Source organism: Lachnoanaerobaculum gingivalis (genome assembly GCF_003862475.1).
In the GTDB taxonomy this organism is placed as follows: domain Bacteria; phylum Bacillota; class Clostridia; order Lachnospirales; family Lachnospiraceae; genus Lachnoanaerobaculum; species Lachnoanaerobaculum gingivalis.
On record NZ_RRCO01000001.1, the window covers coordinates 99,737 to 117,534 of the forward strand.

Consider the following 17,798-nt stretch of genomic DNA (forward strand, 5'->3'; position numbering starts at 1 on the left):
CCATTATAATATGACTTTTGAATACTAGCAATACACAATTGTATTAAATTATATTATATTATCATTTTAAAATATTCATAATTCTTTACTTTACTATTTTAGACAATAGATGCATAATATAGTAATGAACGCAAAAATTAAAAACTTTAAAAAAATTACTCTAACAATTATTTTAACAATTATAACCATACTCTCTCTCCCTATGCAGTCGTTTGCATATGTTGATTGGCCGGTAGATACAAATGTTTTATCTGAAGGTGCCATACTTATGGATGCCGACTCGGGAGCTGTACTTTATGGTAAGAACATTCATGAACATTACTATCCGGCAAGTATAACCAAAATATTGACCGCACTCTTGGTAGTGGAAAATTGTAATCTTGATGATATGGTTACATTTTCAAAAAATGCCGTATTTAATGTCGAACCCGGCTCATCAAGTGCAGGTATAGATGTGGGAGATACACTTACTGTAAGAGACTGCCTCTATGCAATGCTTTTACAATCGGCAAATGAAGCCGCAAATGCTCTGGCGGAACATACGGCAGGAAGCATTGAAGCATTTGCAAACATGATGAATGAAAAAGCTGCAAGTCTTGGGTGTACAGACTCACACTTTGCAAATCCAAGCGGATTAAATGATCCTGAGCACTATACCAGTGCATATGATTATGCTTTAATAAGCCGAGCGGCTTTTCAAAATCCTACGGTTACGGAAATAGACTCCGCAACATACTACAACTTACCGCCTACGAGCAGAGTCCCTACCGGACAAACTTTGTACAATCATCACTCCATGCTCAGAAAAACCTCCGGTAATTTCTATCAGAACGCAATCTGTGGTAAAACCGGTTATACTTCACTGGCAGGAAATACACTGGTGACATATGCAAGAAATGACAGTATAGGACTTATTACGGTAGTACTTAACGGAAATAAAACACATTATACGGATACTCAGGAATTATTGAACTTCGGCTTTGCAAACTTTAAAAATATAAAGCTGAGTTCTTCAGATATTAACACAAATTTTTCAAGTAATATCTCACTTATACCTGATTTTAACGAGTATATTATAGAACCTGACGATAATGCTTCAATATCATTGCCGAATGATGCCGATATAAATGATATAAAGTCAACAGTAAAATTTGAAGAAAATTCAGGATCATCCGCACTTTGCAAGATTGATTATACTTATAATGACTACCCGATAGGATCCGTAGACATAGTGTCAAAGAGAAATGAAAACTATGTTGCTGATGAGAACAATGTAGAAGAAACTGCTGCTGCAGACAATAATAAAAACAGCTTTCAAAATACCACTAAAAACTTTACAAATATAATATTGAATATTCCGAAGATAAACTATATTATAGTCGGTGCCTGTGTTGGAGGCTTTGTGCTTCTCCTTCTAATTATCTTTTTAATAAAAAAACTTTTAGCAAACAGGAAAAGTGATTTAAGCGAAAGAGAACTTCGAATATATAATCTTTTAAAAAGCGGATGGAGTGCAAAAGACTGTGGAATAAGTGAAGAAGAAGCGAAACATATAATAGAAAAGCACTGATAACGGTGCTTTTTTGTTTTTCTTCAATAAATTGTAATATCTGTTTTTCCAATTCGCTTGAATTATTTTTCATATAGCTATACAATCTATAGACGAATCTTAAATATAACGCAATTTAATTTTAGGGGACATTATGAAAAAAATAAATGAAATATTAAAGAAATACAGACATGCATGGGTTTTCTTATATTCATTCATATATCTACCATGGTATATGTATCTTGAAAGAACTATAACACATGAGTATCATATCCTACATACATGGGTGGACGATATTATCCCGTTCAACGAATATTTTATTATCCCGTACTTTATATGGTTCATATATGTATCATCTGTACTGATTTTCTTCTTCTTTAAAGATGTAGATGAGTTTTACAGATTCGGATTATATCTTGCACTTGGAATGAGTATTTCACTCTTTATTTGCCAGATATTCCCAAACGGAACGGACCTTAGACCTGTGAACCTTGATCCGAACAAGAATATTTTTACACATATGGTAGCATTTATATATAAAACAGATACCAATACAAATGTGTTCCCAAGTATACATGTTTTCAACTCAATCGCTACACATGTAGCCATACTGAGGTCAAGATTCTTCTATAACAATATGAAAGTAAAGGCGATTTCATTCATTATTATGATTTCAATATGCCTTTCAACATTGTTTCTAAAGCAGCATTCATTCCTGGATGTTGTCGGAGCAACAATACTCTCATATGTTATCTATCAACTCATCTACGCTAAGATACCTTGGCCGATCAGCCATGATAATAGAGAGAATATAAGAGTATAAAGAAAAGGACATCGTACCGTTTTTTAGTATGATGTCCTTGTTTTTTATTCTAATCCCTTCCAAACAAATCTCTTGTATATACCTTATCCTTCACATCTTCCAAGCAAGCATCATATCTGTTTGCAATTATTGCATTGCTGTTTTCTTTAAAAATATCAATATCATTTACAACTCTGCTTCCAAAGAACGTCGTATTATCGTCAAGAGTAGGCTCATATATTACAACCTTTGCTCCCTTTGCTTTGATTCTCTTTATAACCCCTTGAATAGAAGATTGTCTGAAATTGTCTGAATTTGACTTCATTGTCAGTCTGTATACACCTATTACAACCTCTTTTTCCATAGTCGGATCAAAGGCACTTCCTTCACCATAGTTATAATACCCTGCTTTTTGTAAGACCTGATCTGCAATAAAATCTTTTCTGGTCTTATTTGACTCCACAATGGCGGAAATCATATTTTGTGGCACATCTTCATAATTTGCCAAAAGCTGCTTAGTATCCTTTGGTAGACAGTATCCACCATATCCAAACGAAGGGTTGTTATAATGTTCTCCGACTCTTGGATCCAGACAAACTCCTCTTATAATTTCCTTTGTATTAAGTCCTTTCATCTCTGCATAAGTATCAAGCTCATTAAAATAAGATACTCTAAGTGCAAGATATGTATTTGCAAAAAGCTTCACAGCCTCCGCCTCTGCAACACCCATAATCAATATTTCTATATCATCTTTGAGTGCACCCTCTTTTAAAAGATTTGCAAATTTAGATGCAGCTTTCATAAGTCTGGCATTCATCGTGTCTGTGCCTACGATAATTCTTGAAGGATAAAGATTGTCATAAAGTGCCTTTGACTCTCTCAAAAACTCGGGAGAGAAAATAATATTGTCACAGTGGAATTTGTTTCTGATACTTTCCGTATAACCTACAGGAATCGTAGATTTTATAATTATAACAGCATCAGGGTTATACTTTATAACCTCTGTGACCACTTCCTCTATTGCCGATGTATCAAAAAAATTCTTTTGAGTATCATAGTTTGTCGGTGCTGCCACTACAACAAAATCAGCATCACTGTAAGCAAGCTTCATGTCCAAAGTAGCAAGCAAATTAAGCTCTTTTTCTTTAAAATACTTCTCGATATACTCATCCTGAATCGGACTAATTCTTTTGTTTATCTTCTCTACCTTCTCCGGAATAATATCCACCGCAACCACTTCATTATTCTGCGCCAGCAAAGTGGCAATTGATAAGCCTACATATCCTGTTCCTGCTATTGCTATTTTCATATGCCCCTCCTATTTTTATAGTAGACTTTATTTATAACAGCACTTTTTATATCTGTCCTAAATCCTAATATATATACCGCTGTTAAGGTACAATATATAAAAGCACCCGCTAATAATTTTAATATTAATCCAAATAATGATATACTAATGACATTATCTATATATTTGATACATAGTAACATTACTCCTCCTATTAAAATAAATGGTATAAGTTCGTTCAATATTTCTTTTATTTTAACAAACTTTCTACACAGAACTATTTGTACTATTAATCCAAATATCTCTGCGGATACAGAACCTACTACGGCGCCGAAAACACCTATTAACGGAATTAAAGATGCACTTAGAATCAAATTAATAATTGCATTAAATATAATACATATATTAAATTGTTTATCCATATGATTAGGTATCATATATTGGGTTCTTATTATATCTCCCGCACCGACAATATAAATAAGTGGTGCCATATATACAATTATTTTGCCACATATTCTAAACGAATCACCATAGTATAAAACTGAAAATACATCTGAAATTCCCATAAGGCCGAACAATGCTGCCATACCCAAAAAAGAAGTAATAAAATATGAATATTTAATATACTTTCTTTGCCCGATAATATTTCCTTCGGCTGCTAATCTACATGCTCTTGGAAACATAACCGTTCCGGTTACCCCTATTATAGTCTTAGGAACACTCACAATCCTATTCGAATATTCATAAAATGCGACACTCTCTTTTGTACTCATTATTCCCAAAAGTGTTTTATCAAATACTGTATACATAAATGATGCAATCACAGATATTGAGAAAACAAGCAATGGTTTTATATGTTCTTTAGCATCATCTTTATTAAATCTAATCGGTCTTACCGCTTTAATAGCTTGTGGAAGCATAATTGCCTGACCAATTAATATAGCGCTTGCATTTATAAATGTATAAATACCCAAATCATTTGGACTTTTTACAAAGATAAATACCAAAGCACATTCAAATATTTTTATTAATGCATTTTTTATTACGACACTTTTAAAATTCTCAAGACCGTAAAATAACCATGTAATATCAAACAACGCTGATGCCACATATAATATTTCCATCCTAAATACTACCCTGTCACTTTTTATAAAAAAGGCTACAAATAGTGAATACAGAATTATCGATATTACAGATACTATAATATGTACTACGAATAAGCTCCAAAATGCTTTTCTCAATTTTATATTATTATTTGCATTTTCCGAAATTATCCTTTGTCCATGTCTTGCAATTCCAAGCATAGATAATGTAACAAAATATGCCGCTATAGAATTCGCATATGAAAATATACCTAGTGCCGTTTCTCTAAGTGTTCTGGACAAATATGGTGCTAAAACCAGTGGAATTACCAATACCAATAGTTGATAAACATATTGGAAAAAAAAATTTTTTGATATACTTTGTTTGTTAATCATTTTTTGTTTTTCCATCTTTATTTTTTGAGAGTTTCCAATAATCTCCAAGGACTTTGTCATATTCTTTGGGGATAATAGGATCTAAACCGCTTCCATTTGTAAAGGTCATTTCACCAAAATATATTTTCCCGTCAACATTGTAAAGGTCAACTCTGACATGAGAAAATCCTTTTGATAATATATTTGCTATGTCTATCATCATATCAAAATTCTTAGGCTTTGGTATATCATAATTTGCAATTCCATATGAAGCTTGAGTCCATGGTTGTAATTTCCAGTTCATGTCAAATACCGTTCTGGTGTGTTTTGAATACCTACCTAAATCAACCCAACAAAAGCATGGCTTTCCGTCAAAGCATAAGAATTTATAGTCCTGCAGTTCTCCTAAGTTTGTTTCCAAATATTTTTCAGCAATTATTTTTCGTTTGATATCCCTATAATGTAGTTGTAAACTGTTTGTAAAAGCATAATCGGTTTTCATCCAATCATCAAACATACGTTTTGCTCTTCGCATATTTATTTTATTTTTATCTTTTACGATTAAATTAGTTCCTGTACCATGATTTGTCTTTAAAACAAATTGCTTAGGCAATAAGTCAAAATCTATGTTGTCAAAAGAGTCCCACACACCTATCAATGGAATCAAATAATCTTTACCGATTTTACCTTCAACCCATTCTCGTACAGCATATTTATCTGTTAAAGTTGTTTTTATCGGATTTTTATTATATATTTTTTCCCATTGCATTTTTTCTGTATATGTTCTTAAATTATTCCAATCTAAAATATTACCAAATACTTTCAGGTATTCTTTTTCTATTAGATTATTATATTTTTCTTCCGGCAGACTTTCTAATCTCTTGGCATTAGCTAATACTTTCATACGTTTCATATGCTGATAGTAATCGTATAGACCCGGAAACCTCTTTTTTAATACATCTAACAAGCTTTTTTCCTCCAACTTTTTAAGCCTTATTTAAATTATATTTCATATCGCTATATTTATTCCTGCTGATAGCCAATAAAAGCCATAAGATAGCGTCAAAAAAATATGATTCAGCAAAACCGTTAATAATTAAGCATATAAGCATTGCTATAAATAAATATGCTTTTTTATGCGTTTTGCATGTACTATAAATGTTTTTCAAAGATTTTTTTATTATTAAAAATAAAGTTAATACTCCAATAATTCCAAGTTCGCCAAAAGCTTCTAAAAATGTATTGTGAGAATGTGCATAATCCCATCCTATCAATGACATTATTACTATACGACTACACTCATGCCCAGGACCATATCCTAACTTCCAATATCCATTTTTTATTATATAAGGAATTAATGAATTATAAATAAGTATTCTGCGTGAACCACCGGATGATATAACATCTGTAACATTAAACCTACCTACATCCAGTCCAAATAATATAAACAGAAAATATATACCGGACAGAATTATAGTTCCTAAAACTGCAAATCTAAGCATAGCTCCTATTAATCTACCATTTATTTTCTCATGCATAATAATTATTATCACATTAGTCAATACAAATGCCAATACTGCCCCTCTTGAGCCGCTTAGAAATGCCAATACAATAATCGCTACACATAAAAGTAAGTTGCTTTTCTTATGTTTTTTATTAAGGAACGAGTCTGTTAATAATACACTACCCAACTGCGCACATGACATGCCAAATGTGTTTGTATTAACAGTATTTGCTATTGTTAATCTTCCTTCTATAATAGAACCGTTAACTAAAACACTAAAAATATAACCGATGATCATTACACTCGCTATTTCCGGTAATATATTACACATTAAATCTATTTTCAGCTTAATAGTATTTCCAAGTATTAAAGATAAAAATAGTAAATATAATAGTCTGACCAATCCATTAAAATAATTAAATTGTGATATAGAATAAGAGCAGCAGGATATTACACTTAATATAACTATAAGGACAACGCTATTCTTATTGAATTCCATTTTACCTTTTTGCATAAACAGAATTCTTATAATTATCAATATCATAAGTATTGTGTATATACTATAAACACCCTCATATGCACCTGTAAAATAATATGATATTGTTGAAAGCATTAAAACTATCACAACATAATGCTCAATAGAATATATAAAAGGAAATGCCATGATAGTGTAAAGGACAAACAACATAATATTGAAATCTTGGCTAAACATTGAAATCAAAAGTATAGTTAATACATACACATATGACCATAAACTCATAAATCGTTTACTTTCAATATTCATCAATCTATTCCTCCGGAATATTATGTTTGTATTTATAATTTAAATATATAATTTTTATTAAAAATACAATATACTTATATAATTACTATACATTACAAAATATTCACTGAAACTTTCTAAAAAATTCTAAAAATCCATTTTTTTCAATCGCTATTTTTATATACATGATTAGCATTGCAACAAATATATATTGTTTTTTTAACAGAATAAATAATATTTTCTGATAACGCCCTAATGATAGCGGCATGACAACTTTTAAAATTTGTGATTTTTCAATTTGCTTTTTAATCCATTTTAATCTCTCTTTTCTATTAAATTTCATTTTGGGTGAATATGATAATTCCAAGGCTTTTATAATATTACAAATATATTCATGCTCTACTATTTCCCTTGTTTTTTTATCCTCATTATTCCATGCTAAAATAGTTTCTTGACGTATCTTATATAAACCTATCACAGCATCTACGTAGTCAACAGGATACTTATCCCATTCTTTTTTTAAATCATTTAAATAATGGCTGTATAAAACATCATTTATAAATCGAATTTCTTTTGTGTGACAGACATAACTACTAATAAACCCTTCATCCTGATGACGTCTCAACTCCGGATATTTTATGGAATATTTTTTTACAATATTTAAGTCAAAAAACTTATTCCAAGGTGCTCCCTGTATACCATATTTTCTGGTTGATAGCACATAGTCCGAATAATCTTTACGAACTTCTTCCCCCTTTTTTATCATATTTGGATATTGTTTCTCCAAGTATATATTTCCCTTTACATCTATACTCTTATATCCAAATACAACCATATCAAAGCTTCCTTTTTTCATTGCCGAAACCAAAATAGAAATAGAGTCTTTTTCAAGCTTATCATCAGCATCAGGAAAATAAATATATCTACCGTTTGCCTTCTCAATCCCTGTATTACGTGCCGGGCCTGACCCTCTATTCTCTGTATGATATACTAAAATTCTACTATCTTTCTTTTTTAACTCATTACATATTTCAAGACTATTATCTGTCGAACCATCATCAATCAGTAAAATCTCTATATTGGAATATGACTGATATAATAATGAATTCACACATCGTTCAAGAGTGTTCCCCATATTATATATAGGTACAACTATACTTACTAATTCTTCTGACATTACCTCTCATTCCTCTTTATAAATTCAGTATTGGTTATATTGATTTAGTCTCATTAACCATTCCGATAAAAGTTTACCATTTTATGCTCTGAATAATTTTTAAAATGGTTTTCTTTAATGCTAACACACAAGCTTTATGGCTCCCAAACAATGCTTTACAATACGCTATACCCCTATAAATTTCACCATTTTTTATACACACATATCCAAGTTCATATTTATGCATTGCAATAACACATTTTCTTTCACTTTTACTTAATAATTCCATCACCGGTTTTATAGATTTGAAAAAATCTTTTTTATATTTTACTAATTTATAAGCATCCGGTCTGTTTTGCATGTCTGAAACATCTACACAATGTAAATATTGATTTACTTCCTTCAACTTATACTTTGATGTAAAATCAACTAATAATTGAAGGTCTTGATGTCTTGACAGTTTTTCATCAAAATATCTTGTTTTATCAAAATAATCATGCCTTAAAAGCAAAGTTCCTGTGGCTACATCTGAGATAAGATTTAAAATATCTTTATATATATACCCATCTCTATATTTTAATGTTTTGCCAATAAGTCTTTCATTTTGATCGTAAAACTTGAATTTACAAGATACTCCCCCCCAACTGTCATCAAGACATTTTAATATTTTTATCTGCTCCTCTAATTTATTTGACTCCCACCAATCATCATCATCTAAAAATGCAATATACTCTCCCTTTGATAATCGTATACCTGTGTTTCTTGCCACTGCTCCATTAATATGCTTATCCTGAATTATAAGGTGTAATCTCTCGTCATTTGTATAACGATTTAATTTTATCTTCAACTCCTGTGTATATTCATCAAATGGATCGTTGTCATTAACCAATAATAATTCCAAATGACTATAAGTCTGATTCAGCACACTATCTATTGCCCTAATTAATTTTTCTGACCTTTTGTATGTAGGCATAATAACACTAACCAATCCCTCTACATACTTCATAATACCTTTTCCCTCGCCAGTTTCCTAAATATAAATCCCCTTATATTGCTTGGCATTAACTTTTGTATTACCAATCTCTTTGCTATATTTTTAATATATAGTGGATACGAAATCATTCCATACTTCAGCATATAATCCTGAATTTTTTTCTCACTTTTAAAATACTTAGAACCTCCACGTCGTTTATACATATCCGTTCCGACACGAACATTAACAAGTACACTTCCGGTATTAGCAAATACTGCATTCTTCATCCACATTCTTATCCATAAGTAGTAGTCTTCATTCCAAAATAAATCCAGGTAGCCTCCCGCTTGCTTTACGGCTTCCTTTTTGTACATAACAGAAACGTGGTTCATTCCACATCTTTCTTTCATAAATTCTCTAATACAGTCATTAGATAATGGAACAACTCTCTTCCCTACAATATTATGTTCTTCACCAATAAATTCTGTAATATCTCCACCTAAAACATCTATTTCAGGGTTTAATTCAAAATATGCTAATTGCTCTTCAAAACGTGTAGGTACTGAAACATCATCACTATCCATTCTGGCAATTAACTCATAAGTTGAATTTTCAATTGCAAACTTTAATGCCTTTCCCAAGCCAACATTTTTTTCCAGTCTGATAACTTTAAATATCACATATTTTTTTGTATATTCACTAATAACATCCTCTATCTCTTTACTTATAGGTCCATCAACAACCAACACAATTTCATTTGGTATAATTGTTTGACTTTCTGTAATACTATCGAGTGCTCTGCTAAAAAACACAGCGTTATCATTTTTATATACTGATATAATTACAGAAAACGGGACATGATTGCGAGAATCTATTTTCCCGATTTCTTCAATAATTCTTTCTTTATTTAAAATCTTTTCTGCTTTAGATTGATTCTTATTATATTCCTCTTCACTCACTTTACCATTTTTAAGTAAATAGTCTCCAAGGTCTTCTGCTGTTGCCATGTTTCCATCTGTAATGCCTTCATTATTAATAATAGCAGTTTTTATAGTCTTTAAAATAATATGTAAATCATCTAAAAAAGAAATATTTTTAATATATTTTAAATCCCAATCCAATTTTTCTTCCCATTTTATTGCATTTCTTCCATTTACCTGTGCCAATCCTGTCAATCCTGGTTTTGCAGTATGACGCATGCGTTGTTCCTTTGTCATAAATGTGACATCTCTAACCAGTTGTGGACGTGGACCACAAATGGACAGTGTCCCATTTAAAATATTAAATACTTCAGGAAGTTCATCTAAACTTGTACTTCTAAGCCACTTACCAAATGAATTCAAACGATCTTTATCCGGTAAAAGCTCTCCTTTTTCATCTTTTTCATCCGTCATTGTGCGGAATTTATATATTCTGAAAATAGATTCTTTTCCATCTTCACCAATTATACCCGGGCGATCTTGTGTAAACAAAATTGGACCTCCTAATTTTATTCTAACTAAAATTGCCACTAATATATAAACAGGGCTAAAAAATACGATTGCCGCTATAGAGCAAATAATATCAATTCCTCTTTTTATGTACTTCTCATACAACCCTCTTTTTCTAACTTTAATTGAGTCGATAATATAGGCTTTGTATGTTGTCTTTTTTTCTGTTTTTTTTGTAATATATAAAATAATTGCTACTAATATGATAGATATTGTAGCTAAAACTCCCATTCTGTTTCTTTTATTCACCACTGTTTACTCCCATTTTCTACTCAAAACAACTCCTTATTACCTCAATTATCCTATCCTGCTCTTCTAGAGTCATCTTATTATCACTTGGCAGGCAGAGTCCTCTTTCAAATATATCCATGCTCACGTCAGGCGCATTACCTGATATATAGGCATTTGTTTTTGCTCTGCCGTTTCCTTCATCTGTAATAAACGGATTCATCCTGTAAATCGGCTGCATATGCATAGGCTTCCATATCGGTCTTCCTTCAGCATTTATTGAAGCTAATGCTTCCAACATTTCAGTAGGACAACTCTTTTTATTTTCTTTGATATAGCAAGTTTCATTCTCGCTTCTTACTTGTTTACACATTGCATCTCTATCTACAAGTAAACATGACAGCCAGAAATTAGGCTCTGAATTATTCTCATCAAAAGGATTCATTGATACAGGCAAACCTTTAAGTCCTGCTTTATATCTTTCGTATATCGCTTTTTTCTGTGCTATATGTTCATCTAAAAATGGCAATTGCCCTCTCACCACTCCTGCAATCACATTACTCATACGATAGTTATATCCAAGTTCTTCATGCTGATACCATGATGCATTTTCTCTGGACTGAGTTGACCATTTGCGAACTTTCTTTGCAGCTTCTTCATCATCTGTAAGTAAGCAACCTCCGCTGCTTCCGGTAATTATTTTATTTCCGTTAAATGATATGATATTGTAATCGCCAAATGTTCCTGTCTCTTTTCTTCTATAGCTTGCACCCATTGATTCTGCCGCATCTTCTATCAAAATAGCATTGTACTTTTTTATAACGGAAATAAGTTCTTCCATCTTACCCGGTGTTCCATACAGATGTGCCATCACAACTATCTTTACATCAGGGTATATTTCAAATGCTTTCTCAAGTGCTTTCGGATCCATATTCCATGTATCGTATTCAGTATCTATAAATACAGGCTCCCCACCTTCATATACAACCGGGTTTACAGTAGCGGCAAATGTCATATCTGAGCAAAAAACCTTCCTCCCCTGTAAAGCCCCTACTCCGGGTTTTGGCATACCGTATGCCTTTAGCCCTGCCAACTTCATTGCCATATGAAGAGCCGCAGTACCTGATGATAATGCTACTGCATGCTTAACTCCTATATATTCTGAAACCTGATTTTCAACTTCGTCAATATTTTTTCCTACTGTCGACATCCAGTTTGTATTATAGGCTTCTGACATATATTCAAGTTCTTTTCCATGCATGGTAGGACTGCTTAGCCACACTCTTTTATCAAATTTTTCATATATTTTATCTGTACTAAACATCTTCCCTCTCTTTTTTATCATATATACTTATGATAACCAATAAACTCAATACAAAGAAAAAAGCCTACAAGACTGCTCCTGTAAGCTTTTTAAGTTGATAAAATCAATTTGCCGCCTGTGGTAAGTCTTCATGATGTAATCCGTCTGCAATTTCATTTTTATTATCAAACAATTCACTATTTATACTTTCAACATGAGCTGTATGATATGTTGTTACTATCTGCTTTATATGTTCACGAATATTTCCGTTATTTTCTCCCATATATACGGATAATAACTTAAGCTGTTTTAAAAACTTATCTTCATTAAAATCAATAGGCTTACCGATACTTATCAGCTTATTCGGTGTAGTCTCCAGGCCTTCCTCGGACATAAGTCTCTCTTCAAAGAGCTTCTCACCCGGGCGAAGTCCTGAGTATTCTATCTTGATATCAATATCCGGGCGAAGCCCTGACAGTCTGATAAGATTTCTTGCCATTGTGTCTATCTTTATCGGTGTACCCATATCCAGGACAAATATCTCTCCGCCCTTTGCATAGTTTCCTGCCTGCAGTACCAATGAAACGGCTTCCGATATTGTCATAAAATATCTGATAATATCAGGATGTGTAACTGTGACGGGTCCTCCTGCTTCTATTTGCTTTTTAAACTTAGGTATTACCGAGCCGTTGCTTCCAAGCACATTTCCAAATCTGACAGCCGCAAACTCTGTAGTAGGATTTTCTACAGCACTGTAGTATTTCTCCATCTCTATGATTCGGTTATCTTTCAAAACTTGTATCGGTCTAAGCTCACTTGCTCTTTTTTCCTTTACTTTCCTTGCAAATGTCTGGATGATCATTTCGCACATTCTCTTGCTGGCTCCCATTACATTTGTAGGGTTTACCGCCTTATCTGTAGAGATAAGTACAAATCTTTTACATCCGTAATGCAGTGCCGCAAGTGCGGTATTGTACGTTCCCATTACATTGTTCTTTATAGCTTCACAAGGACTGTCCTCCATGAGCGGAACATGCTTATGTGCCGCCGCATGGTATACCACATCAGGTTTGAATGTTGCAAATACCTGTTCAAGCTTCCTCAAATCTCTTACAGATCCTATTATTGTATCCAGATTCAACTTCGGATAGTTCATCAAAAGTTCCTGTTCAATCTCATAGGCATTGTTCTCATAAATATCAAATATTATAAGATGCTTAGGTGAATGTGCTGCAATCTGCCTGCAAAGTTCACTTCCTATAGAACCGCCTCCGCCTGTTACCATGATAGTCTTACCGTTTAGATAGTTGAATATCTCATCTAGATCTACTTTAATAGGAGCTCTGCCAAGTAAATCCTCAATATTTACATCTTTTAAATCTTTAACTTGAACTTTACCGTTTGCAAGCTGACACATTCCCGGCAGATTTTTCAGTATACATCCTGATTCCTTGCAGATATTTAATATCTTACTGAGTTCCTCAGGACTGCTTCCGGGTATTGCTACGTATATTTTATCTATTCTGTAGTGCTTTACATTGTCAAGTATTCTGTTTCTTCCGCCCGTTATCGGTATATTGTCAACAGTTCTTCCCCATTTTGACTTGTCGTCATCTATAAAGCAAATCACACTGTCATTATAGTCAACCGATCTTTTGATATCTCTTAAAAGCAATCTTCCCGCATTTCCTGCACCTACTATCATCACTCTTGACATATCTTTTTGTGACTTTTTTACATTTTCTCTGTCTGAACGCAGTAAAAGCACAAATCTATAGGAAAATCGACTTCCAAGAACTGCCAAAAACTGTATCAGAATTCCTAATAAATAGTAAGCTATCGGCATTCTTTCAAACATCAGTGTAATAAGTAAAGTATGTAAAAATCCTGTTATAATGCTTGCATACATTACATGCTTTAATTCTGTATAACTTGCAAACTGCCATATGCTTCTGTACAGCTTTAAAGCAATAAAAGTTATTAAGGTTATGAGGGTATATATAGGAACAAATTTTGACCACGCCAATATATATTTACCCTCAATACGCGAAAACTGTAGGTCAAACCGCAGCCACAGTCCTACAAGATATGACAAATTCACCACGATCATATCATAGATAACAAGCATTATAGCTGCTCCATGTAAGTAATTTAGTTTTAAGTCCCGTTCTTGCATTTCTCCCCCATAGACTTTTTTCTTGCGAATCTTTATTTATATACAACACATATTGTAGATGATCCGTTTATTGAAGTATCCAATGTTTTATCCTGATGATTTATACCGAATACCTCTGTAGGTGCCCAGTTGCCTGTAATATTTGCATAGGCAATAACCTTTATATCCTTGCCTTCTACCATATTCGGTACATATATTCTGACCTTGGTAGGCACATCTGATATTTTACCCTGTGCATCGGTAGTGATTAATGCTAAGGTTTTTCCTACAGCCTTATATTCTGCAAATTCTTTTAATCCTGTAGCTTCACTGATGCTTCCGCCTTCATTAATGCTGTTTATACTTGCTACAACCTTTTCAGGAAGACCTGTTGTTTCACTTCCCGGTGCCGGAACAGTGGCATGTCCATTATCAAGAGCTCCAAAAAATCCTGTTGTTGTGGTTGATGCCTGAGTATTTGTTCCTGTTGTTTTTGTACCTGTCTTAGTTCCACCGGATGTTCCTGTACTTGAACTACCCCTACTGCTGCTTCTGCTACGGCTTCCACCGCCGCTACGACTTCCGCCGCCACCACCGCTTCTTCCGGTCTGACCGGAGTTCTGGTTTCCTCCTTGAATACTGGGTGCCGCAAAATTTGTTCCTACCATTGATATAGCCAATATACAAGACAATATCGCAATAATTCTTTTCTTCATATCCCTATCCCTTCCTTTAGCGTTTCTTTACTCTGCTGTGTAAAACAGATCAATAATTTTATTCATTACCTTATCCCTGTCCATATAAAACTCATCATAAATTTCCGTTTTTTTGTTTTCTCCCTCCAATACATACATTCTGTCTCCGTTAAAGTCTTTATCCGTCATGGCACAGGCGGCAAGTTTTAAAAGCATATCTTTTTGCATATCAGTATAATAATAGGGGCTTATCTCTTTTAAAATATTTTCAATCAAAGAATCCCCTTTAAACTGCGTAAGCTTTTTTTGATAAGCCTCCACATAGACTTTATGTGCTTCTATTCTGGTCATTGCAGAAAAATCCCTGTCCGTATCCCTGTACCTTAAGAACTTTTCAGCCTGATCGCCCTTTAACAAAACTTTTTTATCTTTCACAAATGCAGTATCCGCTTTTTCCATACCTTCGTATGGTATAATCACCTCCACTCCGCCTATTGCATCATTTATACTTTTTACGGCGGATGTATTTATTGCTATATATTTATCTATAAATAAGCCTTCAAAAAGTTCACTTACAGACTCCTTCATAAAATCTGCACTGATCTCATTGCCGTCACCGAAAGCGTATGCCATTGTTATATGCTGCAGTGTTTTTCCCATAATATTTCCACTGACATCTGTTACCGGTATTTGAGCCATTGTATCTCTTGGTATAATTATCATATCAAGTCTGTTATTTACAGTATCCCAGGCAATAAGCCCTATACTGTCAGCCTGTCCTCCGGAACCTGCATCCTGTATATAATGCATATCAACATTTGAATCTATTCCCAGTGCCAGTATTGCCTTTACATAGCTCTTTCTTTTATATTTTTTCCCATTCAGATCCGTATAACTTTTATCGGGCTTTGTCTGTGCTTTTTCATTTATTGTTGTTGCTATTATTCCCGCATTGTTTCTCTTTATACTTACAGCGATAACTATCACTGCAGATAATATAATCAGGCAAATAATAAGCACCTTTTTTATTGATGTTTTCATTTTTTATAACTGTAGTAGTCCCCGTAATATTTATAATGATAGCTGTTCTTTTTCATCTCAACTCCGTTTAAAACCGCTCCTATAATTTTACAATTCACTTTCTCAAGCTGGTCTTTAACTCTTTTTACCATCCTTTGACTGACTGTTGAACTCCTCACCACTATTACTGCTCCGTCAACACATCTTCCTATAATCGCCGCATCTACAATATTGCTGATTGGAGGAGCATCGATAATGATATAATCATAAATCTTTCTTTGCTCCTTTATAAACTCATCCAGTTTCAGTTCATATAAAAGCTCTGCGGGATTAGGTGCATACGGTCCTGAAAATACCACATCCATATTTTTTATATTTGTTTTATATATGATATTATCAGTATTCATACCGCTTAAAAACTGACTGAGTCCCTCTACTTCTTCCTTTATATGATACCTTGTTGTAAGCATTGACTTTCTCATATCGGCATCAATATAAAGTATTCTTTTATCTATTTGAGCCAGACTTCTTGCCAATTGCAAGCTTGTTTCAGACTTCCCCTCTCCATGTATTGAGCTTGTAAAAAGTATTACCTTTAAATTTGCACCTGAGAACTGAAGATTTGTTCTAAGTATTCTTACAGACTCTTCATACAAAAAGCCCTTGTCCATTACGTCTAAATTGAATAATATTTCCAATGTTTATCTTCTCCTCTCAAGTTACTTACTTTTTTTATACTCAGGTAAGCTGGCAAGAATTATAAGTCCAAGATTCTTTTCCAGATCATCCTCGCTCTTTATGCTGTCATCCAGTAATTCTATAGTTATAATAATGGCTGAGATCAGGCAAACACCTAAAATCCCTCCAAGTACCGCATTTTTCTTTATATCGGGACCTGATTTTTCATATGAAGCTATTCCAAACTCAATAATCTTTGGCGGAACCACCTCCATCAAATCACCTATATACTGTGATGATGACATTGATATCTGATTTACAATCTCTTTTGCATTCTCAGGATCAGGATCCGTAACAGTAAGCGAAAGTATTCTTGTGTCCGATGGATTGTCAATCTTAAGCTTACTTCTCAGCTGTTTATAATTTATATTAAGTCCCAGCTTTTCAATAACTTCCTCCAACACCGGTCTGCTCTGTATTATAATCTTATAGTCCTTAGTCAGTTGGCTGCCTATTTGCAGGTCTGCCAATGAATTAAGTGTGGTTTCCTTTGATAAAACATACATCTGTGAGGTGGATTGGTATTGCGGTGTGATTAAAAACATACTGATTCCTATAGCTGATGCACAGCCAAGTATTCCAAACAATATAATCATCCACCATTTCCTTTTTAAAACAAAAAACAATTCAAGTAAGTCTATCTCTGTGTCTTCATTTATCACTCTGTCACCCATCTG

Annotated in this window: 15 protein-coding genes; 2 read left to right on the plus strand and 13 right to left on the minus strand. The window is 33.3% G+C overall.

Annotated features, from left to right (window positions below):
* Nucleotides 1-109: 109 nt before the first annotated feature.
* Both EHV10_RS00465 and EHV10_RS00470 read left to right on the plus strand, forming a co-directional pair.
* Nucleotides 110-1,570 carry a D-alanyl-D-alanine carboxypeptidase family protein gene (locus EHV10_RS00465; RefSeq protein WP_243116026.1) on the plus strand — a complete coding sequence of 487 codons (1,461 nt, stop codon included), beginning with the start codon at nt 110-112 and terminating at the stop codon, nt 1,568-1,570.
* Nucleotides 1,571-1,703: 133 nt separating this feature from the next.
* Nucleotides 1,704-2,372 carry a phosphatase PAP2 family protein gene (locus tag EHV10_RS00470; protein WP_128672922.1) on the plus strand — a complete coding sequence of 223 codons (669 nt, stop codon included), beginning with the start codon at nt 1,704-1,706 and terminating at the stop codon, nt 2,370-2,372.
* A 49-nt stretch (nt 2,373-2,421) separates the two neighbouring features.
* Here EHV10_RS00470 and EHV10_RS00475 read toward each other — a convergent pair whose 3' ends face one another.
* From EHV10_RS00475 to EHV10_RS00535, 13 genes are all read right to left on the minus strand, one after another.
* Nucleotides 2,422-3,660, minus strand: coding sequence for a nucleotide sugar dehydrogenase (locus EHV10_RS00475; protein WP_128672923.1), 1,239 nt, complete (start codon nt 3,658-3,660; stop codon nt 2,422-2,424).
* Entirely contained in the window at nt 3,657-5,165 is a 1,509-nt protein-coding gene (locus EHV10_RS00480; protein ID WP_243116027.1) for an oligosaccharide flippase family protein, read from the minus strand. The genes EHV10_RS00475 and EHV10_RS00480 overlap by 4 nt, the downstream gene beginning before the upstream one ends.
* Nucleotides 5,110-6,063: an ATP-grasp fold amidoligase family protein gene (locus EHV10_RS00485; RefSeq protein WP_128672924.1), complete on the minus strand. Its 954-nt coding sequence runs from the start codon at nt 6,061-6,063 to the stop codon at nt 5,110-5,112. Before EHV10_RS00485 ends, EHV10_RS00480 begins: the two co-directional genes overlap by 56 nt.
* A 19-nt stretch (nt 6,064-6,082) precedes the next feature.
* Nucleotides 6,083-7,384, minus strand: a complete 1,302-nt coding sequence (locus tag EHV10_RS00490) for an O-antigen ligase family protein (RefSeq protein WP_128672925.1) — start codon at nt 7,382-7,384, stop codon at nt 6,083-6,085.
* Nucleotides 7,385-7,487: 103 nt separating this feature from the next.
* Nucleotides 7,488-8,540 carry a glycosyltransferase family 2 protein gene (locus EHV10_RS00495; RefSeq protein WP_128672926.1) on the minus strand — a complete coding sequence of 351 codons (1,053 nt, stop codon included), beginning with the start codon at nt 8,538-8,540 and terminating at the stop codon, nt 7,488-7,490.
* A gap of 73 nt (nt 8,541-8,613) precedes the next feature.
* Nucleotides 8,614-9,525 (minus strand): glycosyltransferase family 2 protein, encoded by a 912-nt coding sequence (locus tag EHV10_RS00500; protein ID WP_128672927.1) that lies wholly within the window; start codon nt 9,523-9,525, stop codon nt 8,614-8,616.
* Nucleotides 9,522-11,231: a sugar transferase gene (locus EHV10_RS15080; RefSeq protein WP_279221769.1), complete on the minus strand. Its 1,710-nt coding sequence runs from the start codon at nt 11,229-11,231 to the stop codon at nt 9,522-9,524. Before EHV10_RS15080 ends, EHV10_RS00500 begins: the two co-directional genes overlap by 4 nt.
* 19 nt (nt 11,232-11,250) lie before the next feature.
* The gene (locus EHV10_RS00510; protein ID WP_128672929.1) at nt 11,251-12,534 is read right to left on the minus strand and encodes a DegT/DnrJ/EryC1/StrS family aminotransferase; all 1,284 of its coding nucleotides are present in this window, start codon (nt 12,532-12,534) and stop codon (nt 11,251-11,253) included.
* 103 nt (nt 12,535-12,637) lie between these two features.
* A complete protein-coding gene (locus EHV10_RS00515) occupies nt 12,638-14,689 on the minus strand; it encodes a polysaccharide biosynthesis protein (protein ID WP_128672930.1) in 2,052 nt (683 codons plus the stop codon).
* A gap of 32 nt (nt 14,690-14,721) precedes the next feature.
* Nucleotides 14,722-15,384, minus strand: coding sequence for a preprotein translocase (locus EHV10_RS00520; RefSeq protein WP_128672931.1), 663 nt, complete (start codon nt 15,382-15,384; stop codon nt 14,722-14,724).
* Nucleotides 15,385-15,411: 27 nt separating this feature from the next.
* Nucleotides 15,412-16,404, minus strand: a complete 993-nt coding sequence (locus EHV10_RS00525; RefSeq protein WP_128672932.1) for an LCP family protein — start codon at nt 16,402-16,404, stop codon at nt 15,412-15,414.
* Entirely contained in the window at nt 16,401-17,081 is a 681-nt protein-coding gene (locus EHV10_RS00530) for a CpsD/CapB family tyrosine-protein kinase (RefSeq protein WP_128672933.1), read from the minus strand. The genes EHV10_RS00525 and EHV10_RS00530 overlap by 4 nt, the downstream gene beginning before the upstream one ends.
* A gap of 21 nt (nt 17,082-17,102) precedes the next feature.
* A complete protein-coding gene (locus EHV10_RS00535; protein ID WP_128672934.1) occupies nt 17,103-17,795 on the minus strand; it encodes a YveK family protein in 693 nt (230 codons plus the stop codon).
* Between the last annotated feature and the right edge of the window lie 3 nt (nt 17,796-17,798).

Coding starts and splice junctions, on each gene's coding strand:
- EHV10_RS00470 (WP_128672922.1), top strand. CDS start 1,704: ATGAAAAAAATAAATGAAATATTAAAGAAATACAGACATGCATGGGTT.
- EHV10_RS00500 (WP_128672927.1), bottom strand. CDS start 9,525: ATGAAGTATGTAGAGGGATTGGTTAGTGTTATTATGCCTACATACAAA.
- EHV10_RS00525 (WP_128672932.1), bottom strand. CDS start 16,404: ATGAAAACATCAATAAAAAAGGTGCTTATTATTTGCCTGATTATATTA.
- EHV10_RS00465 (WP_243116026.1), top strand. CDS start 110: ATGCATAATATAGTAATGAACGCAAAAATTAAAAACTTTAAAAAAATT.
- EHV10_RS00510 (WP_128672929.1), bottom strand. CDS start 12,534: ATGTTTAGTACAGATAAAATATATGAAAAATTTGATAAAAGAGTGTGG.
- EHV10_RS00515 (WP_128672930.1), bottom strand. CDS start 14,689: ATGCAAGAACGGGACTTAAAACTAAATTACTTACATGGAGCAGCTATA.
- EHV10_RS00495 (WP_128672926.1), bottom strand. CDS start 8,540: ATGTCAGAAGAATTAGTAAGTATAGTTGTACCTATATATAATATGGGG.
- EHV10_RS00535 (WP_128672934.1), bottom strand. CDS start 17,795: ATGGGTGACAGAGTGATAAATGAAGACACAGAGATAGACTTACTTGAA.
- EHV10_RS00520 (WP_128672931.1), bottom strand. CDS start 15,384: ATGAAGAAAAGAATTATTGCGATATTGTCTTGTATATTGGCTATATCA.
- EHV10_RS00490 (WP_128672925.1), bottom strand. CDS start 7,384: ATGAATATTGAAAGTAAACGATTTATGAGTTTATGGTCATATGTGTAT.
- EHV10_RS00475 (WP_128672923.1), bottom strand. CDS start 3,660: ATGAAAATAGCAATAGCAGGAACAGGATATGTAGGCTTATCAATTGCC.